15 protein-coding genes are annotated in these 23209 nt (G+C 65.0%); 6 read left to right on the top strand and 9 right to left on the bottom strand.

Features of this window, described 5'->3' with window-relative positions:
• The first annotated feature begins 22 nt into the window (after window positions 1-22).
• A complete protein-coding gene (locus tag ACSYDV_RS00725) occupies window positions 23-754 on the top strand; it encodes an IclR family transcriptional regulator (RefSeq protein WP_438321827.1) in 732 nt (243 codons plus the stop codon).
• On the opposite strand, the gene nagE is transcribed toward ACSYDV_RS00725, so the two are convergent.
• From nagE to ACSYDV_RS00700, 5 genes are all read right to left on the bottom strand, one after another.
• The gene (gene nagE, locus ACSYDV_RS00720) at window positions 751-2436 is read right to left on the bottom strand and encodes an N-acetylglucosamine-specific PTS transporter subunit IIBC (RefSeq protein ID WP_438321826.1); all 1686 of its coding nucleotides are present in this window, start codon (window positions 2434-2436) and stop codon (window positions 751-753) included. The genes ACSYDV_RS00725 and nagE overlap by 4 nt on opposite strands.
• Complete coding sequence (gene ptsP / locus ACSYDV_RS00715) at window positions 2433-4940, bottom strand: phosphoenolpyruvate--protein phosphotransferase (protein ID WP_438321825.1); 2508 nt, start codon at window positions 4938-4940, stop codon at window positions 2433-2435. The genes nagE and ptsP overlap by 4 nt, the downstream gene beginning before the upstream one ends.
• Window positions 4941-4987: 47 nt before the next feature.
• Complete coding sequence (gene nagA / locus ACSYDV_RS00710; protein ID WP_438321824.1) at window positions 4988-6142, bottom strand: N-acetylglucosamine-6-phosphate deacetylase; 1155 nt, start codon at window positions 6140-6142, stop codon at window positions 4988-4990.
• The gene (locus tag ACSYDV_RS00705; protein WP_438321823.1) at window positions 6139-7182 is read right to left on the bottom strand and encodes an SIS domain-containing protein; all 1044 of its coding nucleotides are present in this window, start codon (window positions 7180-7182) and stop codon (window positions 6139-6141) included. Before ACSYDV_RS00705 ends, nagA begins: the two co-directional genes overlap by 4 nt.
• Window positions 7183-7393: 211 nt before the next feature.
• A complete protein-coding gene (locus ACSYDV_RS00700) occupies window positions 7394-8131 on the bottom strand; it encodes a GntR family transcriptional regulator (RefSeq protein WP_438321822.1) in 738 nt (245 codons plus the stop codon).
• A 421-nt stretch (window positions 8132-8552) separates the two neighbouring features.
• Between ACSYDV_RS00700 and ACSYDV_RS00695 the strand changes: the two genes are divergently transcribed.
• A complete protein-coding gene (locus ACSYDV_RS00695; protein ID WP_438321821.1) occupies window positions 8553-11102 on the top strand; it encodes a beta-N-acetylhexosaminidase in 2550 nt (849 codons plus the stop codon).
• A gap of 183 nt (window positions 11103-11285) precedes the next feature.
• A complete protein-coding gene (locus tag ACSYDV_RS00690; RefSeq protein ID WP_438321820.1) occupies window positions 11286-12509 on the top strand; it encodes an NAD(P)/FAD-dependent oxidoreductase in 1224 nt (407 codons plus the stop codon).
• A gap of 34 nt (window positions 12510-12543) precedes the next feature.
• Here ACSYDV_RS00690 and ACSYDV_RS00685 read toward each other — a convergent pair whose 3' ends face one another.
• On the bottom strand, window positions 12544-15354 hold the full coding sequence (locus tag ACSYDV_RS00685; RefSeq protein ID WP_438321819.1) for an autotransporter family protein: 2811 nt from the start codon (window positions 15352-15354) through the stop codon (window positions 12544-12546).
• Window positions 15355-15502: 148 nt separating this feature from the next.
• Window positions 15503-16138: a DUF4126 domain-containing protein gene (locus ACSYDV_RS00680; RefSeq protein WP_438321818.1), complete on the bottom strand. Its 636-nt coding sequence runs from the start codon at window positions 16136-16138 to the stop codon at window positions 15503-15505.
• 101 nt (window positions 16139-16239) lie between these two features.
• On the opposite strand from ACSYDV_RS00680, the gene ACSYDV_RS00675 reads away from it, so the two are divergent.
• Both ACSYDV_RS00675 and ACSYDV_RS00670 read left to right on the top strand, forming a co-directional pair.
• On the top strand, window positions 16240-17025 hold the full coding sequence (locus tag ACSYDV_RS00675; RefSeq protein WP_438321817.1) for an NUDIX hydrolase: 786 nt from the start codon (window positions 16240-16242) through the stop codon (window positions 17023-17025).
• 175 nt (window positions 17026-17200) lie between these two features.
• Window positions 17201-17428: a hypothetical protein gene (locus tag ACSYDV_RS00670; protein ID WP_438321816.1), complete on the top strand. Its 228-nt coding sequence runs from the start codon at window positions 17201-17203 to the stop codon at window positions 17426-17428.
• 110 nt (window positions 17429-17538) lie between these two features.
• Here ACSYDV_RS00670 and ACSYDV_RS00665 read toward each other — a convergent pair whose 3' ends face one another.
• Window positions 17539-18387 (bottom strand): carbon-nitrogen hydrolase family protein, encoded by an 849-nt coding sequence (locus ACSYDV_RS00665; RefSeq protein WP_438321815.1) that lies wholly within the window; start codon window positions 18385-18387, stop codon window positions 17539-17541.
• Window positions 18388-18474: 87 nt separating this feature from the next.
• Between ACSYDV_RS00665 and ACSYDV_RS00660 the strand changes: the two genes are divergently transcribed.
• On the top strand, window positions 18475-21408 hold the full coding sequence (locus ACSYDV_RS00660) for a M16 family metallopeptidase (protein WP_438321814.1): 2934 nt from the start codon (window positions 18475-18477) through the stop codon (window positions 21406-21408).
• Here ACSYDV_RS00660 and ACSYDV_RS00655 read toward each other — a convergent pair.
• On the bottom strand, window positions 21405-23192 hold the full coding sequence (locus ACSYDV_RS00655) for a cation:proton antiporter domain-containing protein (protein WP_438321813.1): 1788 nt from the start codon (window positions 23190-23192) through the stop codon (window positions 21405-21407). The two genes, ACSYDV_RS00660 and ACSYDV_RS00655, sit on opposite strands and share 4 nt — an antisense overlap.
• Between the last annotated feature and the right edge of the window lie 17 nt (window positions 23193-23209).

Genomic DNA, 23209 nt, shown 5'->3' with positions numbered 1-23209 from the left:
TGATGAAAACTAATGAACGGGCATGTCCGGTCCGGTCCGCTCGGTTTCGCAAGCCTTCGCCATATTGCGGCTCCTCGCGGAATCGCGCCCATTGTCGCTGTCGGACGTGGGGCGATCGGTGGGGCTCAGCCCATCGAGCTGCCTCAACCTGCTGAAAACATTGGTCGACGAAGGCGCCGCCGAGCGCGATGCGCGGACGAAACTGTATCGGCTGAGCCCTGCCTGGGCCTCGGTCGAGGCGCTGCGCGACGGCGGGGCGCAGGCGCTGGTCGACCGCGCGCTCCCCGTGATGGTGCAACTGGCCGAAGCATCGGACGCCGCCGTCGGGCTGTGGAAGGTCGCCTCGCGCGATCGCCTGCAACTCATCGCGCATGCCGAGAGCAACGCGGGGATGCGGCTGCGACTCGCCGAGGCCCAGCGCCAGCCGCTGGGCGGCGGCGCGGTGGGGCGCGCGCTGGCCGCGGCGCAGGCGATCGACGACGCCGAATTGGCGCGCCGCTATGCCGCCGTGCGCTGGCAGGCCGATTTGTCCTTCGCCGACTATGCCGATCAGGTGCGGCACGCCGGGCAGGTGGGCTATGCGATCGACCAGGGTTTCGCCCATCGCGGCATTTCGACGGTCGCAGTCGCGCTCGCTGAAATCCGGCCGGGCTTTGGCCTCTCGGCGTCGGTTTTCACCGAATCGCGCAACGCCGGGGAAATCGCGGCGCTGGGCGCGGAACTGCTCCGGCTCCGGCGAGCGCTGACGCCTTAATCCTGAAGGATATGGACGATGCCCGGCTGCGGACGGGCGATGCCGCGTGTCAGCCGCGCGAGTAGGGTTTCGTCGATCCGGCTCGTATCGGCCAGTTCGACGCGGAACCGCCCATGCAGCGCGTGGACCGCGCGGACATTGCCGTCGCCGCCGAGCGCGGCGCGAACGTCGGCGGGCAGGGTAGCGCTGTCCGCCTCCGTAGTCCGCCCGGGGGGCGTCACTAGGGGCGCCGCGATGCCCCCGCTTGCCAGCGCGCCACGAATTTCTTCGGCCACCAGATCGGCGATCGGGCCGAGTACGACCTGCGCCGCATTGGCTGATGGCCGGATGATGCCGCGCGCGCCCAGCACCGACAGCGCGCTATCGTCCACAGCCTCCTGATCGGTGACGATCAGGCGCAGCCGGGTGGTGCAGGCATCGACGCTGATCAGGTTCGATGCTCCGCCGAGGGCCGTGACAAAGGCGTCGCCGCGCGGGCTGCCTGCAGACGCGACCGTGACTTCGGCAACATCGCCCTTTTCGCGCCCGGGTGTCGCGAGATCGAAGCGGCGGATGAAAAAGCGGAACAGACCATAATAGAGCCCCGCATAAACCGCGCCGATCGGCAGCAGCAGCCACGGCCGCGTCGCGAGGCTGAAGTTCAGCACATAGTCGAACAGGCCAGCCGAGAAACCGAAGCCCAGCTTGATATCCAGCGCGTGCATCAGCGCCATCGACGCGCCGGTCAGCAGCGCGTGGATCGCATAGAGCAAGGGCGCGACGAACATGAAGGTGAACTCGATCGGTTCGGTCACCCCGGTGAGGAAGCTGGTGAAGGCGAGGCTGAAAAGCATCCCGCCGACCGCCTTGCGCCGCTCGGGGCGCGCCTCGTGATACATGGCGAGGCAGGCGGCGGGCAGGCCGAACATCATCACCGGGAAAAAGCCCGACATGAAGGCGCCGGCATCGGGGTCGCCGGCAAAGAAGCGGCGCAGGTCGCCCGTTGCGCCTTCAAAGTCGCCGACGACGAACCAGGCGGCATTGTTGATGATATGGTGCAGACCGGTGACGATCAGCAAGCGGTTGAGCGCGCCATAGACGAAGAGGCCGATTTCGCCCGATTCGACGACGACGCGGCTCGCGGTGTCGATGGCGCCGCTGACATGCGCATAGCTGTAGCCGACGAGTGCCGCGAGCACCAGCCCGGCGACGCCGCTGGCGATCGGGACGAAGCGGCGACCACCGAAGAAGGCAAGATATTCGGGCAGCGTGATGGTCGCAAAGCGGTTGTAGAAATGGCCGCCGATCAGGCCGGACAAGATCCCGACGGGCACCTCCAGCCGGTCGATGAGTCTCACCGCCCAGTTTTTTGCCGTGAGCGCCGCCGCCGCCTCGGGAAGGCCGGCACCGATGTCGGGGGGAGGCATCATGAAGGTCTGCGCGCCATTTGTCGTGACGAAATAGCATACCACGCCGGCGAGCGCTGCCGCGCCATTGCCGTCGCGCGCAAAGCCCACGGCGACACCGATCGCGAACAATATCCCGAGATTGTCGAAAATCGCGGCGCCGGCGGCGGTGATGAAGGCAATGTCGAGCAGGTCGGGCTGGCCGATGCGCAGCAACAGCCCGGCGATGGGCAGCACCGCGATCGGCAGCATCAAAGCGCGGCCGAGCGGCTGGAGGGTTTCCAGAATTTTTCTCATCGCCCCATCTCCCTAAAACGCTCCTCGAATGCGCGGGCGAGCGCACGAACTTCCGCCGCCGATTTGCATTGCAGGGCAAGCTCGGCATGCGCGCGTGCTTCGATTAACGTCAGGCCGCGTACAATCTGCTTCGCCTCGGCGACGAAGCTCGGGACGGCCGACAATTCACTGGCGCCAAGGCCGATAAGAATCGGCAGCGCGGCGGGGTCGGAGGCGAGCCCGCCGCACACACCGACCCAGCGGCCGCGTGCGTTGGCGAGGCGGCATGTCTCGCCGATCATGCGCAGGACTGCGGGATGCATCGCATCGACCCCGGCTGCGACCGCCGGATTGCCGCGGTCCATCGCGAGCACATATTGGGTGAGATCGTTGGTGCCGATCGACAGGAAATCGGCCTCGACCGCGAGCAGGTCGGCGGTCATCGCCGCCGCCGGAGTTTCGACCATCACGCCCACTTCGACCGGGGTTAATATCCCCATTTCGCCGCGCAGGCGGTCGACGACTGCCCGTACCTGTCGCAATTCGGCGATGCTCGCGATCATGGGGATCATGATCTTGCACTGGCCGACCGGTTCGACGCGCAGGATCGCGCGGAGCTGCGTTTCCAGAAGGTCGGGATGTGCGAGCGCAACGCGGATGCCACGCTGGCCGAGTGCTGGATTTTCCTCCGCATCAATGGGGATATAGGCGGCGGGCTTGTCGCCGCCAATGTCGAGCAGGCGGATGATGACGGGCTTGCCGGGCAACGCGTCGGCGATCGCCTGATAGGCTGCGACCTGTTCATCCTCCAACGGCGCATCGGCGCGACCCAGAAACAGAAATTCGCTGCGGACGAGGCCCGATCCCTCGGCGCCCTGTGCGGCGGCCGCGCTGGCTTCGTCGGCGCTGCCCAGATTGGCGAAGATTTCGATGCGCGTGCCGTCGGCGGTGTGGCAGGCTTCGGCCGCAGCGGCCTGTGCTGCCTCACGCCGCGCATCGCGCCGAGCGATGCGCGCGGCAAAAGCCTCGGTTTCGGTCAGCGTGGGCGACGGGGTGAGATGCGCTGCCTCGGCATCGAGCAACAGCGGTGTGCCATCGGCGATCGCGTCCAGCGCGTCGCCCATCGCGACCAGCGCGGGCAGCCCCATTCCGGCGCACAGGATCGCCACGTGCGAGGTCGGTCCGCCGCGAACGAGCGCGACACCCGCCGGCCGGCCGGCGGCGAGCGCGACGAGCTGCGACGGCAACAGATCGTCGGCAACGATGATCGCGCCAGGCGGAATATTGCCGGCGTCGAGCGGGGTGCCGGTAAGGATCGACAGCAATTGCCGTTCAATATCGACCAGATCGTCGACGCGCTCGATCAGATGGGCATTGCCCGTCGCACGGATCGCGGCGATCTGGTCGTGAATGGCGCCGCGCCAGGCGAAGCCGGCGCTATGTCCCGCCGCGATGCGGTGTTCGGAGGCGTTGAGCAGTTCGGGGTCGTCGATCAGCGCGAGATGCGCCTGCATCACCGCCGCGACGTTGCCGTCGGCTGCCGCGCTGCGCGCCGCGATATGATCGCGCAGGTCCGCGCGCGCGGCGATCAGCGCGATGCGCTCTTCGGCCGCGCCCTTGCCCTCGCGCGCGACGGCAATCGCCGTCTGACTAAGCCGCGCTGCCGGGCCCATTGCGAGGCCGGGGGAGGCGATGACGCCGCCGATCTGGCCGGGCTTCAGCGCCGTCGCGGTGATCGCGTCGATGGGAACGGGTTTCGCGGCGGGGGCGCCTTCGCCCATGTCGGTCCCGAGCAACGCGACGATAGCGGCCAGCGCCGCTTCGGCATCGCCGCCGCGCGCCTGAACGATGATTTCGTCACCAAAGCTGGTGCCGAGCGCGATCAGCGCGACGGTGCTGCGCGCGTCGCCGCGTTTTTCGCCTTTGACCAGATGGATATCGGCCTCGAAGCCGCGCGCGGTTTCGCCGATGCGCGCGGCGGGGCGCGCATGGATGCCGTGCGGGAGCGACAGCTTCAGCGCCTGTTCGATAACCGTGCCGTCGTCCGACCGGCGGCGGGCTTCCTGCGTCACGGGGGTCAGTGTCATCAGCGCCTCGCATGCGCCGATTGCGCGATCGGTCGTGCGGCGGCTGATCGCGAAGGCTTCGGAGTTGGTGACGATGACCGGGGTGATCAGGCTGGTCGCCGCGAGGGCTACCGCGTCGAGGTCGAAACGGATCAGCGGATCGCCGCGCGATACCATCTGACCGAGTGCGACCAGCGGGGTGAAACCCTGTCCTTTCAGCGTAACGGTGTCGAGGCCGATGTGGATCAGTACCTCGGCGCCCTCGACGCTGCGCAGCGCAATGGCATGTCCGGCGTCATGCAAGGTGATCACTTCGCCGTCGAACGGCGCGACCAGCGTATCGCCTAGCGGCTGGATCGCGACCCCGTCGCCCATCATCCGGTCGGCGAAGACCGGGTCGGGAACGCTATCCAGTGTCGCCACCCAACCCTTGAGCGGAGACGTGACAATCAGGCTCATCGACCTACCCCCAATATATTTTTGTTATTTTTGGTTCTGTATTTTGCTTATCGCGCGGTTTGAACAAAGGATGAAACGGGCACGCCGCCGATCCACGTCGCACAAGGCTGCAACTCGGCGTCGAGCCAGACCCAATCGGCGCGTTGTCCCGATGCAATGCTGCCATGGCTGGCATGTAGCGACAGGAAGCGGGCAGGCGTTGTGCTCGCCATCATGGCAACATCGCCGACCGAAAGCCCGGTGGCTTCGGCCGTCTTGCGTACAGCCGACGCCATGTCGAGATGGGTCCCGGCGAGCGTGCCATCCTCGAAAATACAGACGCCGTCTTTCACCGCGATGCGTTTGCCCTGCAACGTGAATTCGCTGACGTCGGTGCCGACGCTCGGCATCGCATCGGTGACCAGCATGATGCGCTCGATGCCCTTCGTCTTGACGGCGAGGCGAACGACGGCGGGGTGAAGATGGACGTCGTCGACGATCAGCCCGCAATAACAGTCCGAATCGAAAGCCGCCCCGACCGCGCCCGGGTTGCGGTGATGCAGTGGCGACATGGCGTTGAACAAATGGGTAAAGCCCGAAAGTCCGGCGGCGATCGCGCGCTGCGCCTCGTCATAAGTCGCGTCGCTGTGCCCTGCGCTGACGATCACCCCGTGACGGACGAGAGTGCGAACATCCTCTGCGTCGCAAAATTCGGGGGCGAGCGTCAGCATCACCCGGCCGCGGCGGGGCGCGGTGAGCAACGCCAGCGTGTCGGCGTCGAGGCGGCGGATGCGGTGGGCTTCGTGGATGCCTCGCTTGATCTCGTTGATGAAGGGGCCTTCGATATGGATGCCGACCACGCCGGCGACACCCTGATCAATTGCGGTATCGACCGCGGTGAGTGCGGCCGCGATCTGGGCGGGGGTGTCGCTGATCAACGTCGGCAGGAAGGATGTCGTGCCGAAGCGGGCGTGGGCTTCGCCGATCCGGGCGATCGCCGCGACATCGGTCTGGTCGTTGAACAGCACGCCGCCGCCGCCGTTGACCTGCGTGTCGATGAAGCCGGGAAGCAGCCAGCCGCCCGCCAGGTCGACAGTTGCATCGACAGGGCCCGAGCCAACCGGTGCGACGGCCGTGACGACGCCCGCTTCCACGGTCAGATCGGCACCGGTAACGGTGCCTGACGGCAGGACGACCCCGCCATGTTGGAATCGAACGATCATAGCGTCTCGGTAACCTTGTTGAGGTGGGGGGGCGAGTCGGGGTTGCATCCGCGTGCAAGCGCCAGGGCATTCGCCATCCGGTAAAAGCTCTGGATCATCAGCAGCGGTTCGATGGCCGGATGCGCGGCGATCGCGGGCAAGTCGGCGACAGTTGCGTCGGGATCGGCAAGCAGTACGGCCGCTCCGCGCGCGCGAAATTCGGCGGCGACATCGCGCACGCTCGTTCCGGCGCGATCGGAACCGCCAAAGGCGAGAACAGGGAACGCCTCACCGACGATCGCCATCGGGCCGTGGCGCACTTCGGCCGAACTGAAGCATTCGGCGTGGAGTGCGGAGGTTTCCTTGAATTTGAGCGCGGCCTCCTGCGCGACGGCCAATCCCAGCCCGCGGCCGAGGACGAACAGGTTGGTCGCGTGCGTATAGGCGTCGATGGCGGACGACCAGTCGAGCGCGAAAGCGCGTTCGAGTTCATCGGGCAGGGCGGTCAGCGCGTCGGCCAGCGCCGCATCTTCTGCCCAGGCAGATACAAGCGCAGCGATCGCAGCGAGCGAGGCGATATAGGATTTGGTCGCCGCGACCGAGCGTTCGGTCCCGGCAGAAAGCGTGATCACCACATCGGCGAGCGCACACAGCGGCGCGTCCTCCGCATTGACGAGCGCGACGACGAAGGCGCCGGCGGCGCGCTGATGCTCGACCGCGGCGAGCAGGTCGGGGCTTTTGCCCGATTGCGAAATCGCTAGGCACAGCCGATCGTCGGTGACGACCGGCGCGTCATAGAGCGACGCCACGGACAGCGCCGCCGATGCGGTCGGCGTGCCTATCGTCGTTTCGATGAGATATTTGGCGTAGGTCGCGGCGTGATCCGATGATCCGCGGGCGCAGGTGACGACGGCGGCGGGCGGCGCGGTGCGAAGCTGCGCGCCGATCGCCGCAAAGGCTTTGCGATTTGCATCCAGCATCCGCGCGACCGCGGCGCTGGCCTCGCCGGCCTCCGTCTCCATCAACGTCTGCTTTCCGTCCAGCGCGACCTTCGGCGTCATATTGTCTCGTCTCCGGTTCGGACGGAGGCCTTTGCCCGTTCGATATCATTGGTACTATATAGGTTATATATATAGTATCAAGATGTATGTTGTCGATGCCGGATAACGGACGTGTTGGCGGTGGCGGGTCAAAGGGAGTTTTTCCCGCAGAGGGCGGGCCGCTGGACGTCGGATATGAATTATTGTTCGGAAGGCGATGAAGGCAGGGCTCTCAGCCGTTCAGTTCCGCCACCACGTCATAGGCATCGCCGCGATAATAGCTTTGGGTGAATTCGGCGGTGCGCCCGTCGGACAGGAAACCGCGGCGTTCGATGAACAGTCCGGGCGTGCCGGGTTCGATTCCCAGAACTTCGGCCTGTTCGGCGGTGAAGGCGACGGCGCGCAGCCGCTGGAGGGCGCGAACGGGCAGGTGGCCGGCGGCATCCAGCGCCTCATAAAGTGATGCGCCGACGGTTTCGACCGAGGGCAGGCAATAGGCGGGAATCGTCGCATATTCGAGCGCCATCGACGTGTCGTCGGCATAGCGGATGCGGTGAAAGCGATAGACGAGCGATCCCGGCGACAAGCCCAGCGACAGCGCCTCTTCGGGGGTCACGGTTCCTGCGGTCTTGCTCACCCATTTGCTGTGCGGCTTGCGCCCGCGCGATACCATGTCCTGCGAAAAGGAGGTCAGCTTGGAAAAGCTTTTCTCGACGCGCGGCCGGGTAACGAAGGTGCCTGCGCCGCGGCGGCGCGCAACGATGCCGTCGGCGACCAGCCCGTCGATCGCCTTGCGCACGGTGATGCGCGAAACGTCAAATTCCTCGGCGAGGTCGCGTTCGGTCGGGATCGCCTCCTCGGGCTTGACCAGTTGGCCCTCGATCGCGTCGCGCAATATCTTGTGCAATTGCAGATAGAGCGGGGTCGGATCTTCCTTTTGCAGCGGACCCACATGTTCGATCAGCGACAAGTCGATGCTCCATCTGATTGTGCGCAGGTCATAGGACCAGCGTCCCCCACCCATGTGTTGCATTGGTATCGTCGCGTCAATCATTCATGCGCGCGATTTGCGGCAAGGCTGCACCCGGTCGTGATAGGACCAATCCGGTTTTGGCCCCCGAAAGCCAATGGCTGTACGAGGACGGATCCAATACCAGGGGATGGCATGCCGCAAGATGGCTGTTCATGGCCGGCGGGGGTAATAGGTCGCGACCGATTTCGAAAATAATACTAATGTAAAACCAATTAGAGAAAAGTTGAAAGGTGGAAAAATGCAGATTTCCACGGTGTCATGCTGTATTTCCTGCGACTTCCGGTCCTGAAGGCCATTGACCCGCGTAAATTGACATGACAAATTAAATACAAATTGTGAAAGGGTGAGCGATATGCGGATGACGGGCTGGACGGCGATGGCGGTTGCGATGCTCTCCGCACCGGCGGCGCAGGCTAGCGAGGCGTCGCAGGCGGCGCTCGACGGGCTTGCCGAGAATATCGGTTACAGGCTGACGGTCGTCGACAATCATCCAGCCTGTCCGACCGGGATCGAGGCCTGCTTTCTGTCGACGATCACGCTGACCTTGCCTGAAACGCTCCCAAAGACGCTGCCGACCAAAGGGCTGTCGCTCACCTTCAGCTTCGTCAATCCGCTGCCGCTCGTCGAAAGCGAGATATTCGACCACCATCACATAAACGGCGATGTCCAGCAGCTAACCCTGAAGCCCGGCGTCGTCCTGCATCCGGGGGCGAAGCACCAGATCAAGCTGTGGGGCGTCGGCTCCAATTTCTCCAAAGCCTTTGCAATGCCGAACGCCTATCTGGTCGCCGATGGTGTGAAGCCGCGGACGATCGCGGCGACGCGGCCGGTTATCGATGCCGATACCGGGCTCGACATATTGCCCTTCGTCGCGCCAATGACCGACGAGGCGCGGCTTGCGACGAAGGGCGATCCCGACAAGACGCGCTGGCTGACCGCCGAGCGCGCTTTCGTCCGGCAGGCAGAGCGACAGGCGCCCAAAGCCACGGGCGTGGTCATCCTGCCCAAGCCAGGCAAGATTGTGCCGGGCAAGGGCGGGGCGGTTGATCTGCGCGGCGGGGTGACGCTGGCGCTCCATGGCTCCGCGCGCGAAGAGCTCGCGCCCGCGCTTGCCGCGCTGGCGCGCGCCGGGGTGGCCGAGGGTGGAAAGACTCCGCTGACGATCCGCATCGGCGCACCGTCGCTGGCATCCGAGGGCTATACGCTCGATGTCGGGGCGACGGGCATTTTGATCACCGCGCGCGACGCGGCGGGGGCAAGCCATGCGCTGCGTTCGCTCGCGCAGCAGGCCGCGTTCGACAAGGGGCAGGTCCGGCCGCTGCACGTCGAGGATGCGCCAGCCTATGGTTTTCGCGGGCTCCACGTCGATCTCGGGCGCAATTTTCACAGTCGCGACGAGATTTTAAAGCTGGTCGAGGCGATGGCGAGCTACAAGCTGAACAAGCTCCATCTTCACCTCGCCGATGATGAGGGGTGGCGGATCGAAATTCCGGCACTGCCCGAACTGGCCGAGGTTGGCGGCAAGCGCTGTCACGACCCGTCAGAACGGACATGCCTGTTGCCGCAGCTTGGTGCCGGGCCCGATGGAGCGGGAGCCGCCGACGGCTATCTTGGCGTGGCCGACTATGTCGCGATCGTGAAGGCTGCGACGGCGCGGCACATCGAAGTCATTCCCTCGATCGACATGCCCGGTCATTCGCGCGCCGCGATCAAGGCGATGGAGGCGCGTTATGCGCGACTGATTGCCGAAGGTAAAAAGACAGAGGCCGAACGATATCGGCTGATCGACCCGGCCGATTCGACCGAATATCGCAGCGTTCAGCATTATGATGACAATACGCTCAGCGTCTGCCTGCCCGCCACCTATGGTTTCGTCGATACGGTGGTCGATGCCTTCATCGACATGCACCGCCAAGCGGGCGCGCCGCTCAAGACCTTTCACCTCGGTGCCGACGAAACGGCGGGCGCGTGGGTGAAATCGCCCGCCTGCGCAACAATGATCGCCGAAAATGGAGGCGATGCGGGCAGGTTGACCCCGCGCTTCATCGAACGGGTCAGCGCCAATCTCGCGGCAAAGGGCCTGCGTGTTGCCGGCTGGAGCGACGGTATGGGGCATACCGAGGCAGCGAACATGCCGAAGCAGGTCCAGACCAATATCTGGGGCGTGCTCCACGCCGGCGCGATCCGCGAAGCGCATGACCAGATGAACCGAGGCTGGGACGCCGTGCTGTCGATCCCCGACCTTGGCTATTTCGACATGCCCTATGCACCGCATCCTGACGAGGGCGGCTATAACTGGGCCTCGCGCGCGGTCGATGATTATCAGGTCTTTGGCTTCATGCCCGGAAACCTGCCCGCAAATGCCGCGACGATCCGCAATATCCATGCCCGGGAAAAGTCGATCGAGGATGCGCCGGTGCTGCAACCGGGGCGGCGCATCGCAGGTATTCAGGCGCAATTGTGGAGCGAGACGATCCGCACCGACACGCGCGTCGATTATATGCTCTTCCCGCGCTTGCTCGCACTTGCCGAGCGTGCGTGGAGCCCGGCGGACTGGGCCCCGGCTTATCAGGCAGGCGCCGCCTATGAATGGAATGATGCGCGGGTCGATCGCGCCCGGCTCGACGCGGGGTGGCAGGATTTCGCCGGGCGTGTCGCGGCACAATTCCCGCAACTCGAAAGCATCGGCATCGCCTATCGCGTCGCGCCGCCGGGCGCGCGGATCGCTGGCGGCAAGCTGGAGGCGAACAGCGTCTTTCCGGGCACCGCGATCGAATATCGTGTCGGCGAAGGCGGTTGGACGCGCTACGCCGGGCCGGTCGAGGTCGATGGCGCGGTCGAACTGCGAAGCCGCTCGGCCGATGGCACGCGCGCCAGTCGGACGGTCCGGGTCGAACCTGCCCACTAGCAGGCGGGGTGCGTGACGACGCAAATCTCCTGGGGCCGCGTCGGGACGCTGATTCCCAAAGCAGATGATGGGGCCTTTCTAAGGGGTGGCTTGCCTCCATCGCCCGTGCGTGCAAGGGACGCAGCGCGCGTCTGACCTTACGGCAATGTCGGAAACGGAGCGCGGGGCAGGAGGATGAGGACGATGCATTTCGACGTGGTGATCGTGGGTGCCGGACATGGTGGCGCGCAAGTGGCAGTGATGCTGCGGACGCAAAAGTTCGAAGGCAGCATCGCGATCATCGGCGACGAACCCGAACTCCCCTATGAGCGGCCGCCGCTGTCGAAGGAATATTTCGCCGGCGAAAAGGAATTTGAACGCATCCAGCTGCGCCCCGCCAAATATTGGGACGAGCGCGAGGTGACGATGATGCTGAACACGCGCATCGTTGCGGTCGATTCGGTCGGCCATACAGTGACCACCGCTGCGGGCGACGCGATCGGCTATGGCAAGCTGGTCTGGGCGACCGGCGGCGCTCCGCGCATGCTGCCGATCCCTGGCGGCGACCTGCCGGGCGTGCAGGGCGTGCGCACCCGCGCCGACGCCGATGCGATGAAGGCGGCGTCCGAAACCGCGGGTCAGATCGTGGTGATCGGCGGTGGCTATATCGGGCTTGAGGCGGCAGCCGTGCTGCGCAAGGCGGGCAAGAAGGTCGTGCTTCTGGAAGCGCTCGACCGAGTGCTCGCGCGCGTCGCGGGCGAAGAATTGTCGCGCTTTTATGAAAAGGAACATCGCGAGCATGGCGTGGACCTGCGGCTCGGCGTGTGCGTCGAGGCGATCGAGGGGGCCGACCGCGTCACCGGCGTTCGCCTGACCGACGACGAAATCATTCCCGCCGATCTGGTCATCGTCGGCATCGGTATCGTGCCCGCCGTCGAACCGCTGATCGCGGCGGGGGCCGAAGGCGGTAACGGTGTTCGCGTCGATCGGCTCTGCAAGACCAGCCTTCCGGACATTTATGCGATCGGTGACTGTGCCGCGCACGAAAATGATTATGCCGAAGGCGCGGTCATCCGGCTGGAATCGGTGCAAAATGCCAATGATCAGGCGAATGTCGTCGCCAAGGGCATTTGCGGCGCCGAGGCGTCCTATCACGCCATTCCCTGGTTCTGGTCGAACCAATATGATTTGAAGCTGCAGACTGCGGGCCTGTCGACCGGGCATGATCAGGCGGTGTTGCGGGGCGACCCCACGACGCGCAGCTTCTCGATCGTCTATCTGAAAGAGGGCAAGGTCATTGCGATCGACTGCGTCAACGCGACCAAGGATTATGTCCAGGGACGTATGGTCGTCACTGCCGGCCTTCAGGCAACCCCCGAACAGCTCGCCGACGCAGAAACGCCTCTGAAAGCGCTTCTCCCCGCTTGAACACTGCTCCCCGCCCGAGGCGGGGAGTGCGCCTTTACCAGTTGATCGTCACGCCGGCCGTTCCCGCGAGCCGGCGGCTGCGCGGACCGTCGGCGTTCAGGCCATAGTCGCCCTTCACATGCAGGCCGATGTTTTCGCCCAGCCAGGCGACCAGCCCGGCTCCGGCTTCGAACTCGGTGCGACCGACGTCGGTGCGGATTGGATTGTCGCCAAAGCGGGTCGTCTGCGTGTCCGAAAATCCATGACGCAAACTCGCGTGAATATAGGGCTGGAACCGGCTGCTCTCGCTCGGATAATCTCCATGTAGTCGGAAGCCCAAGCGACCGGTCAGCGCGTCGCCCGCGGCGAAGGAAATGGTCGAAAACATATCGGCGCGGTCGTTTAGCGACACGCGCTGCCACACCATCTGTGCCTGCGGTTCCAGTGTCCAGCGCCGCGATAGCGCAATCGGATAACCTGCCTCGAGCGAGGCCGCGATGCCCTTTCCGTCGATGTCGATGGCCATCCCGCTGTCCGCGACGGCTTCGCCATCGAACCAGCTATATTGGACCACCGCGTCGACATACCAGCCGTTCGCTCCGACCAGCGTCGCATAGCCGGCCAGATTGCTACTCCTGGCATCGATGCGCCCGACAGTCAGATCGTTCCAGCCGAGCGAGCGGCCACGCGTCGTGCCGTTCATTTCGGCGCGGCCGATGAAGATGCCGGCACGGACGCGGGTGCCGTCCTCATCGCCCGTTCCGACCAGATCCTGACCGATCTGAAAACCCTTCAGGTCGCCGTCGAACGATGGTGCGACGTCGCCGTCCCATTTGATCTCGGCATCCTCGCCCAGCACGCGGCCCCAGCTTGCGGGCAGGAGGTCACCACTGCGGCGGAGCAGCGACTGGTCGCCGCGCCGGGCGTGGAAGCTGCTCAGCGTTGCGGCCGCCAGATGGTGCGCGACCGGCACCGCGACGGCATAGGCCGGAACTTCGGGGCGATAGAGCGGGATGGGCTCGCCGACTTCGCCGATCTGGGGCGTCGCGCCCTCGGTCGGCGGCTCTACCGCCGTCGGTCCGATTGGAACCGGCGCCGGCTCGGTTGGCGGTTCGGGCGCCGGTGCCGGGGGATCGGGGTCGGGTGCGGGGGGCGGTGCGGGCGGCGTCGGCGGTGCCGGGTCGATGACTTCCACCGGCGGCGCGGGGTCTACCGGATCCGGGTTTTCAGGGGTTTGTTCGGGGGGCAGCGGCGCGGGCGGCGGGACTAGCGGCGGAGGCGGAGCCGGGGGTTCGGGCGTCTCGAGCTCGGGCGGCGGTGGCGCGGGTGTCAGTGGCGGAGGCGCCGGGGCTGGCTCGGGCGGGGTTACGGCCGGCGGCGGGGTAACGATTGTCGAGCGCAGATACCAATTGTCGCCGGTGCCGGCGGTTACGCCGCCTTTGAACAGATAATATTCGAACGCGCCGACCGCGACGCGGTGGTTGAGGGCAAAGGCACCGCTGGCAGTCGTCGCGCCGTTCAATGCCTCGACGATGATGATCCCGTTCTGCGCCGTCGTGGCGCCGGTGCCGCCGGCGTTGAGAATCGTGACCCCTGTTGTGCCCGATGCAGCGCCGCCGTCGATGACCAGCCGGTCGGACGCCGAACTGTCGGCGCCCAATACGGTATCGAGGAACAGCATCCCGCCGTTTCCGGCATAATTGCCCCGGATCGTAAAGCGATCGCCGGTGGTATGGCCCCCGTTGGTCAGGTCGATGCGCCCGGCGTTGATCAGGGTCGCGCGCTGACCGGCGGTGAAGGCCGCGATTCCGCTTTGCGCACCGCCGCCGAATAGGGTGCTGGTTCCGTCGAGTGTCAGGGTTCCCGTGCCCGTTCCCGTATCGCCGAGGACCAGCGTCGTGTCGAAAAGCAGTTCGGTGTCGTCGGTGGCGTCGATCCGCTCCCACCCGTCGAAGCGCGCGACGTTGCCAGTCGAGACATTGTCGAAAACCAGCGCATCGGTGCCGGCTCCACCGCTGATCTGCGGCGTCGCGCCAAGATGCGCGTTGGTCAGGCCGGCAAGCCGGGCGGTGTCATCGTCGTCGCCCATGTCGATGGTGCCGTGGACGACGCCGCCGCGGTCCCAGACGAAGCGGTCGGTACCGACGCTCATTCGGATCTCGCCGCCGACCGAGCCGCCGGTGATGGTGACGCTGTCGGTGCCGCCCGATACGCTGATATTACCGCCGATCGTACCGTCGGAGACAATGATCGTGTCGTTGCCGAAACCGGTGACGAGATTGCGGTCGATGGTCCCGCCCGACATGTCGAACAAATTGTCCGCGAGTTTCATATTGACGCGGCCGATGCGGCCCCCGGTCATCCGCGCAATATCGCCATCGTCAAAGGCATCGACGATCCGCCCGCCCGACATGAAGAAGGTGTCGAGGTCGCCGCCCTGATTGAGCGTGCCGATCTCACCGCCGGTCATGCTAAAATCGTCGACGCCAAGGCCCTGTTGCACCGTGCCGGTAACCTTGCCGGCAGCGATATCGAAGACGTCGTCGCCATTGCCCTGATCGATCGCACCGGTGATCTGTCCCGACCCGATCTGAATGCGATCGACCCCGGCACCGAAGGTCACATTGCCGGTAATCGTGCCGGTTCCGCCAGTGGGCAGGATAAGCCGATTGTTACCGCCGGGGTCGTTCAGGCCGGCGGGGGCGGTGCCGCTGTCGCACAGATGATTGTCGTCGGCTGCGGTTGGCACGAGATTGCAGTCCGCCATTGCGGGCGCGGTATAGCCAAAGGCGAGCAGAATCGCGGCGGTGATGCGCGGCGGGCTATAAGCCGGCCGGGGAAGACGGCTTCCGATCATAACAGGCATTGGCTTTCCTTCTGTTTTGAAGGCGCGGCCTGGTCCCTTTTCTCCGTCAAGTTGCCGGAAAAAGTTGCGCGGTTTTTAATGAATAACTTATGCTGAGTGTTGTGCGCAATTGCTAATGAGGCGGAGCGTTTACCCTGTTTTCGCGGGACTAGGCGGGTGGCAACCCATCCTGCATCGAGGGGCCGTCGCCCAAAGCGGTTTTCAGCGTCGCTTTGATGTTGCGGAGCAGGCGGCGCAGCGCGACAATCGCGACGATTGCCGCGGCACCCATCAATATCGCAATGACGATGGCGATCGACGGATAGGCGATCGCGAGTGCGAGAAGCCCCGTCGTTGCGACGTCCTCGCTGGTGGAAACGGCCACATTGCTAAAGGGCTCGGGGCTGACGTTGACCACGGCGCGCGTCGTCGCCTTGGCACCATGGCTAAGCAACGCTCCGCCTCCGCCGAGCAGGAAAGCGATCACTTGCCAGGCCGGGTCGGAGGAATCGACGAGTGCGAGTGCCAGCAGCGCGCCGCCGAGCGGGCGGATGACGCTGTGGACCGCATCCCAGGCCGAATCGACCCACGCGATCTTGTCGGCGAGAAATTCCGCCGCTGTGCCGATCGCAGCCACGCCGAGGACCCACGGGTTGGCAAGGATCTGCAATGCTTGCAGTTGCTCGGGCAGCGGCAGCCAACCAAAATGCATTGCGATGCCGGTCGCCAATATGGTCAGATAAAGCCGCCATCCGGCCAGCAGGCTGAGGCTGCCGGCGACGCCCAAAATCTCCACGATCCCCATGGCCTGCTCCCCTGCATGGTATGGAGCCCATCTTGCACCCGAGTCGGGCCCCGGGCAATGGCCAGATGACAAGGGGGCAAAGCACAGTTATCGCTTTGTCCATGAACCACGTTACGCCGCCGCCCGCACTGCCCCGGGATGCCATTCCCGCAGCGACATTGGTGATCATGCGGTCCGCCGACGACGGCGGGCCCGATGAAATATTGATGGTCAAACGATCAGCCAAAATGGCGTTTGCCGCGGGAGCGGTCGTTTTTCCCGGCGGCCGCATTGATCCCGACGACTATGTCGTCGCGCAGCGGCACGGCTATGCCGAGGATGACGTGGAGGGCGCGGCGCGGGTCGCCGCGATCCGGGAAACGCTGGAGGAGACGGGGCTGGCGATTGGTTGGCCTGGCCTTGCCGAGCAGGATATCGCCGGGGTGCGCGCGGCGTTGCTCGCCGAAAAGCCCTTATCGGGCATATTGGAGGAGTGCGGTGACCGACTCGCGCTTGACGCGCTGGTGCCCTTTGCCCGCTGGTGCCCCAATTTCAAGGAAGCGCGGACCTTCGATACGCGGTTTTATGCAGTCGCTGCGCCGCCCCACAGCCAGGAACTTACAGTCGAAGAGGCGGAGCACAGCCATATATTCTGGGCCAGCGCTCAGGGCACGCTGGCAATGGCCGATCGCGGTGACGTGTCGGTGATTTTCCCGACGCGCCGGAACCTTGAGCGACTGGCTCAGGCTAATGATTTTGTGGGATTTTCTAATCATGCTGGGCAGTTTTCCGTCGATCTGATCACGCCTTGGATCGAGAAACGCGACGGCGGATCCTATCTGTGTATACCCGGCCATCTCGGCTACCCCGTAACGAGTGAACCGCTCGACAGCATCCGCCGGGGGTAAAAAGTCGACCGCGCGAACAGTTTTTCCTGTTTTAGCAATTTCATAAGAAATGGTGGTTAGGGCAAATCGTCGTTGCAATTGTAGGCGGCCTTGCCTAGACGGGCAGTGCAGAATCAGACCGGAGATCGTTTCCTTGGCCTGATTCGAAGAAACATACCAGTGGACGGAGAATATGATGAACCTGCTTAAGAAAGCCGCGATCTCTCTCGCAGCAACCTCGATGATCGCAGCTCCCGTTGCCGCATCGGCTGCTCCCGCAGCTCGTGCCGCTTCGACGGTTGACGGTGAAAGCGAACTGGGTGGCTCGAGCTGGATCATCGCTCTGGTCGCGCTGGTCGCCATTGTCGGCGGCATCATCATCGCAACCGACAACAACGACGATGAACCCACCAGCCCGGGCTGACTTGTCTCATCAAATCGTCTTGAAAGGGTCCGGAGCTTCGTTCCGGGCCCTTTTTTGATGCTTGATCAACGCCTTCCGATTACGGGCGCTCCATCCAGAGCGGTCAAGCTCTAAAGCGTGGCGTTGCGGATTGTGCGGGACCGCGCCAGCGGAATGGCCTGTCGGGCACGGTCCGCAGCATCGCGGACGATGGGGACAAGGGCGAGGCTATAATCCGTTTTGCCGACGGCTTCTGTGTCGGCCAGCACGCCACCCCAGGGATCAACGGCCAGACTATGGCCAAAGGTCGCGCGTCCATCCTCATGGGTTCCGCCTTGCGCCGCCGCCAATACGTGGCAACCCGTCTCGATGGCCCGCGCGCGCAGCAGCAGATGCCAATGGGCTTCGCCGGTCGATACCGTAAAGGCGGCGGGGACGGCGATGACCTCGGCACCGCGATCGACCAGAGCGCGATATAGCTCGGGGAACCGGACATCGTAACAAATGCTGAGGCCGATGCGCCCGACAGGTGTGTCGACGACAGCAAGCTCGCTTCCCCCGGCATAGGCGGCCGATTCTGTCCAATTCTCCCCGCTGGGCAGCGTGACGTCGAACATGTGGATCTTGTCATAGCGCGCGCGGATGCTCCCGTCGGCGGCAATCACATGGCTGCGGTTAAGGCGCCGCCGGCCGTCATCGGTGAGCAGGGGCATCGACCCCGAGTGAAGCCACAGGCCGTGACGCCGGGCTATGTCCTGAAGTGCGGCCGGCCAGTGGCTCTCATCCTCGCGCACGATATGCACCGCCGAGCGTTGACGGTCACGGTCGAGAAGCAGCGACATTTCGGGCAGAAACGCCATTGCGGCGCCTTGTGCCGCCGCGGCAGCGAGCGCGCGGTCGATCACAGCCAGATTGGCATCGGGGTCAATGCCGCTGGTCATCTGAACCAGCGCGGCGAGCGGGGCAGGGGGCGTTTCCATCAGGCCGGGCTAGGACGTTGCAGGGCGCAGGACAAGCGCCGCGACAGTTCAGTGGCCAGCAAGGTGCGATGACGATAAGGTGGCCGGATGTTGAACTTTACCGCGCCGCCGCGCCGCTTCCTCCACTTCGTCTTGCCAACCTGCGCAGTTGCTGCCGCACTGCTGCTTTCGCCCTCGATTGCGTTCGCACAGGATTCCGCGACCGCGGAGAGTCGGGCCAAGAATGACAGCTGGCTCTATGCCGGCAGCGACATTCCGCGCGACACGGCGTGGCAATTCGGCGAATTGCCCAATGGGGTGCGCTATGCGGTGCGAAACAATGGTGTTCCGCCGGGACAGGTGTCGATCCGGGTACGGATGGATGTCGGGTCGATGTTCGAAACCGAAGAAGAGCGTGGCTATGCCCATTTGCTGGAACATCTGACCTTTCGCGGATCGGAACATATTCCCGATGGAGAGGCGAAGCGCATCTGGCAGCGTTTCGGGGTGACTTTCGGCAGCGATTCGAACGCACAGACGACGCCGACGCAGACAGTGTACCAGCTTGATTTGCCGAGCGTGACCCCCACGACGCTCGATGAAAGCATGAAATTATTGTCCGGAATGGTGCGCGAGCCGCGCATTTCGGAACTGGCCGTCGCTGCCGAGCGGGGCGTCGTGCAGGCCGAATTGCGCGAATCGGACGGTCCGCAAAAGCGCATTGCCGATGCGACCAACGCGCATTTCTTCGCCGGGCAATTGCTCGGCGATCGTTCGCCGATCGGAACCGTGGCTTCGCTGGGCAAGGCAAGCGCGACGTCGGTCGCGGCCTTCCACCAGCGCTGGTATCGCCCCGAACGCGCAGTGGTGGTGATTGTCGGCGACGCCGATCCTGCGGTGCTCGCGCGCTTGGTCGAGAAATATTATGGCGACTGGCGCGGCAACGGCGCCAACCCGCCGACGCCCGATTTTGGCAAGCCCGACCCCAAGGCGCCCGCGGCGCGATCGATCGTCGAAGCGAACCAGCCGCCCGCGCTGACGCTGGCGATGATCCGCCCCTGGCAAAAGCGGATCGATACCGTTGAAAATACCCGGCGGCTCTATCTGGAATTCATCGCGCAGGCGCTGGTCAACCGGCGACTGGAAAATCGCGCCCGCGCCGGGGGCAGCTATCTGGTCGCGACGGTGGCTCAGGAATATGTCAGCCGCAGCGTCGATGTGACGATGGCGCAGATCGTGCCGCTGAGCGATTGGAAAGCTGCGCTGGCCGATGTGCGCGGGGTGATTGCCGATGCGATCAAGAGGCCTCCGTCGCAGGCCGACATCGACCGCGAAGCAAATGAGATAGAGGCCTTTTTGCGCAAGGAATTGGAGAATGCGCGGAACGAACCCGGCGCCCGGCTGGCCGACGACATGGTGCGCGCGGTTGATATTCAGGAGGTCGTGACAAGCCCGCAGGGGCAGGTCGACATGTTCGCTGCGATCCGCGCCTCGGCGACGCCGCAAGTGATGCTCGACACCAGTCGCGCGGTGTTCGGCGCGCCGGTGAGCCGCGTCGTGTTGACGACCCCGACAGCGATTGAGGGCGGCGACGCCGCGCTGCTGGCTGCGTTGCAGGCGCCGGCGACGCTGCGTGACGACCGACTGGTCGCCGGTAGCATCGATTTCGGGAAATTCCCGGTGATTGGCACGCCCGGCACGATTGCTTCGACCGCCTTGGTTCCCGGCCTTCGCGCCGAGCGGATCGAATTTGCCAATGGCGTGACGGCGCTGGTGTCGAACAACAAGGTCGAACCGGGCAAGGTGCGCGTCAACGTCCGCTTTGGAACCGGCAACCGCAGTGTCGCCGCCGATGCGCCCAATCTGCTCTGGACCGGCGATTATGCGCTGACCGCGAGCGGTATTGGGCCGTGGGGACAGAATGAGATTGATCAGGTGACCAACGGGCGCCAGATTCAGCTCAATTTCGCGATCGACGACGACGCGTTCGAACTGTCGGCCGAAAGCAACCCCGCCGATCTCGCCGATCAGCTGCGGTTGATCGCCGGAAAGCTTGCCTTTCCGCGCTGGGACAGCGCGCCGGTCGACCGCATCCGCGTCGGCTATCTCACCGGATACGACCTTAACGACGCGACCCCTAACGCCGTGCTCGACCGCAATCTGCGCGGCTGGCTGACGGGCAACGACCGCCGCTGGATCGCGCCCGACCGCGCGGAGATCGAGGCCCTGACTCCTGCGGCCTTCCGCGCTTTTTGGGAACCGCGCCTTGCGAGCGGCCCGGTCGAGGTGCAGATATTCGGCGACCTCGCGGCGGTCGATTATCGCAAGATTCTGGCCGAGACGCTGGGCGCACTGGCGCCGCGGCAGGAAATCGCGCCCGCTGGCGGTAAGCAGGTTGCGTTTGCCAAGCCCGCACGCGCACCGCAAATTGCCTATCACCGCGGCGAACAGGGGCAGGCCGCTGCGATGACGGCCTGGCCGACCGGCGGTGGTATCGCATCGCCGCGCGACGCCCGCGGAATGGAGGTGTTGGCTGCTGTTTTTAATGATCGTCTCTTTGACCGTCTCCGTGCCGAGCAGGGGGCGAGCTATGGGCCGGTCGTCGACAGCCATTGGCCGACGGGTTTCGACAGCGGCGGCTATTTGCTGGTCGGCAGCCTGCTCGCGCCCAAGGATGTGAACCGTTTCTATGGGATTGCGCGGGATATTGCCGCCGATCTGGTCGCCAATCCGGTGACCGCCGACGAGCTGGCACGCAATGCCGGGCCGATCCGCGAGCAGGTGACGCGGGCATCGACGGGCAATGTATACTGGATGTTCCTGCTCGAAGGCGCGACGCGCGACCCGCGGGTCGCCGCCAATGCGCTGTCGATCGAACAGGATATCGCCTCGATCACCGCCGCCGACGTCCAGCGGCTCGCGAAACAATATCTGACCCCGCGCCGCCAATGGTCGCTGGCGATCCTGCCCAAGGGGATGACACTGGCCGATGCCGCGGCGCTCGACGTCGCGGCGGCAACGCCGGCAGCGGGCGCGCGCTAGGCGCTTTCGCCGTCGGCTACCGACCGGCGAACCTTGCGGATGCGCGGTTCGTGGTCGAGCTGGCCCTTGGTCATAATGTCGTGGCGCATCCTGGCGCGGACGTCGTGGATCGACGCAATCACCGGGCCCATCGCGACGCCGAGGTCGACCAGCACCGCCTCGGCGAGTTGCAGCGAGCTTTCGAGCGTTTCGGGCACCGCGTCGCTTGCGCCCGCCTGATAGAGGGCGGCGGCATGGTCGGCGCCGCGCGCGCGGCTGATGATCGGCAGGTCGGGATATTTTTGCCGCAGCTGGCGCGTCATCCGAAGCTGCTGGACCGGATCGTCCATGGTCAGCACGACCGCGTCGGCGTTTTCGACGCCCAGCTTGTCGAGGCTTCCCGGCCGCGCGACATCGGCAAAGCGGACGAGAAAGCCGTCGCGCCGGGCCGCGGCGACGGTGTCAATGTCGGCATCGACCGCAATATAGGGCCGGCCATGTTCGCGTAACAGATCGGCGACCACACGGCCGACGCGGCCGAAGCCGACGATCACGGTGCGCTTCTCGGGGGTTTCGGGGATGGATGCGCCGTCGCTGCTCCGCATCTCGATCCGCCGGGATATATCGTGACCGACGCGCGCGAGGAGCGGGGTGATGGTGAGGCCGATCGCCGTGACCAACTGCCAGAACTCGGCGGTGCTGCGGCCGATAATCTGTGCCTGCAAGGCGGTCGCGAGCACGATCAGCGTCGTTTCCGACGGGCTGGACATCAGCAGGCCGACCTCGGCGGCGGTGCCGCGCCCCGCCACATTGGAGAAGCGCAGCAGCGCGGCGGTGACGACCGCCTTGATCAGGATGACCCCGACCACCGCCGCGATCAGTTGCGGCCATTGTTCGGCAATCGTCTTGAGGTTGAGCCCCATGCCGACGCTGATCAGGAATACCCCGAGTGCGAGCCCTTTAAAGGGCGCGGTGATCGATTCGACCTCGCCATGATATTCGGTTTCGGCGATCATCAGGCCGGCGAGCAAGGCGCCGACGATCGGCGACAGGCCGACCGCAGCGGTGGCCAGCGCCGCGACGATGACGACGAGAAGGCTGGCGGCAAGAAAGAGTTCGGGGTCCTTGGCGCGCGCGGCTTGCGCAAAGATGCGCGGCAGCAGGAACCAGCCGGCAATGGCGAGCGCGGCGACGACGACCGCGCCCTGCCACAGGGTGGTCAGCAGCAATTCGGTGCCATCGGCCGCCGCGTTGGGCGCGAAGGCGCCGAGGATGAAGATGATCGGGACGATCGCCAGATCCTCGAACAGCAACATCGAGAAAGAGGCGCGGCCGACCGCCGACTTGGTTCCGGCGATCGGCAGGACCAGCGCGGTCGAAGAGAGGGCGAGGGCGATGCCGAGCCCGAAGGCGGCGGGGGTCGAATAATCGGTGAGCAGCATCAGCGCGCCACCAAGGATCGTCCCCCCGAGCAGCAATTCGGCCGCGCCGATCCCGAACACCAGTTTGCGCAGTTGCCACAAGCGGCGGAACGACAGTTCGAGCCCGATCGAGAAGAGCAGCAGGATGATGCCGAATTCGGCGAAAAGCGCGATATCTTCGGTCGAGGCGATGGTGACATGTTTCAGCCACGGATAATCGCCGGTGAGCGCGCCGAGCCCCGATGGTCCGACGAGCAGGCCGACGAGGATGAACCCGATAACGGGGGTGATACGAAACCGTGCGAACGCCGGAATGACGATGCCTGCGGCACCGAGGACCACCAGCGCATTGCCGAGGGCCGATGTTTCTGTTTCTGATACCATTGGGGCCGACCTTATGC

Origin of the sequence: Sphingopyxis selenitireducens, from assembly GCF_051550705.1 — a bacterium.
GTDB lineage: Bacteria > Pseudomonadota > Alphaproteobacteria > Sphingomonadales > Sphingomonadaceae > Sphingopyxis.
The sequence above is the reverse complement of the archived record's forward strand: the minus strand, read 5'-3'. Positions and strand labels throughout refer to the sequence as shown.

What these genes read in the sequence shown, in the direction of transcription:
- ACSYDV_RS00675 (WP_438321817.1), top strand. Translation starts at nt 16,240, where the DNA reads ATGAACCACGTTACGCCGCCGCCCGCACTGCCCCGGGATGCCATTCCC.
- ACSYDV_RS00685 (WP_438321819.1), bottom strand. Translation starts at nt 15,354, where the DNA reads ATGCCTGTTATGATCGGAAGCCGTCTTCCCCGGCCGGCTTATAGCCCG.
- ACSYDV_RS00680 (WP_438321818.1), bottom strand. Translation starts at nt 16,138, where the DNA reads ATGGGGATCGTGGAGATTTTGGGCGTCGCCGGCAGCCTCAGCCTGCTG.
- nagE (WP_438321826.1), bottom strand. Translation starts at nt 2,436, where the DNA reads ATGAGAAAAATTCTGGAAACCCTCCAGCCGCTCGGCCGCGCTTTGATG.
- ACSYDV_RS00670 (WP_438321816.1), top strand. Translation starts at nt 17,201, where the DNA reads ATGAACCTGCTTAAGAAAGCCGCGATCTCTCTCGCAGCAACCTCGATG.
- ACSYDV_RS00695 (WP_438321821.1), top strand. Translation starts at nt 8,553, where the DNA reads ATGACGGGCTGGACGGCGATGGCGGTTGCGATGCTCTCCGCACCGGCG.
- ACSYDV_RS00705 (WP_438321823.1), bottom strand. Translation starts at nt 7,182, where the DNA reads ATGACGCCGAAGGTCGCGCTGGACGGAAAGCAGACGTTGATGGAGACG.
- ACSYDV_RS00725 (WP_438321827.1), top strand. Translation starts at nt 23, where the DNA reads ATGTCCGGTCCGGTCCGCTCGGTTTCGCAAGCCTTCGCCATATTGCGG.
- ACSYDV_RS00665 (WP_438321815.1), bottom strand. Translation starts at nt 18,387, where the DNA reads ATGGAAACGCCCCCTGCCCCGCTCGCCGCGCTGGTTCAGATGACCAGC.
- ptsP (WP_438321825.1), bottom strand. Translation starts at nt 4,940, where the DNA reads ATGAGCCTGATTGTCACGTCTCCGCTCAAGGGTTGGGTGGCGACACTG.
- ACSYDV_RS00690 (WP_438321820.1), top strand. Translation starts at nt 11,286, where the DNA reads ATGCATTTCGACGTGGTGATCGTGGGTGCCGGACATGGTGGCGCGCAA.
- ACSYDV_RS00655 (WP_438321813.1), bottom strand. Translation starts at nt 23,192, where the DNA reads ATGGTATCAGAAACAGAAACATCGGCCCTCGGCAATGCGCTGGTGGTC.
- ACSYDV_RS00660 (WP_438321814.1), top strand. Translation starts at nt 18,475, where the DNA reads ATGTTGAACTTTACCGCGCCGCCGCGCCGCTTCCTCCACTTCGTCTTG.
- nagA (WP_438321824.1), bottom strand. Translation starts at nt 6,142, where the DNA reads ATGATCGTTCGATTCCAACATGGCGGGGTCGTCCTGCCGTCAGGCACC.